Consider the following 492-nt stretch of genomic DNA (forward strand, 5'->3'; position numbering starts at 1 on the left):
CACCATCTGGTTCAGGTTCTCCTTCAGATCGGCCAGCTCACCTTTTACATTTACAGTTATCTTCTGGCTCAAATCCCCTTTCGCTACCGCAGTTGCCACATTGGCAATGTCGCGTACCTGCAGCGTCAGGTTAGAAGCCATGTAATTCACATTGTCGGTCAGTTCCTTCCAGATACCGGCCACGTTCGGCACATTGGCTTGTCCGCCCAGTATACCTTCCGTACCCACTTCACGTGCCACACGCGTTACTTCCGCGCCAAACACATTCAGTCGGTCCACCATTTCATTCAGGATGTCTTTCAGATCACCCAACTCCCCTTTTACATCCACTGAAACCTTCTGCGTCAAATCTCCCTTCGCCACAGCGGTTGCTACATTGGCAATGTCACGTACCTGAGAGGTCAGGTTACCGGCCATCAGGTTTACATTATCCGTCAGTTCTTTCCAGGTACCTTCCACATTCGGTACAGCAGCCTGGCCACCCAGTTTACC

General features: G+C 51.4%; 1 protein-coding gene. It reads right to left on the bottom strand.

The window, feature by feature from the left end; genetic code table 11:
* The coding region (locus OB13_RS07860; RefSeq protein WP_461489607.1) for a HAMP domain-containing protein at positions 1–492 on the bottom strand (492 nt) is incomplete at both ends.

It is taken from the genome of Pontibacter sp. HJ8, assembly GCF_054824225.1.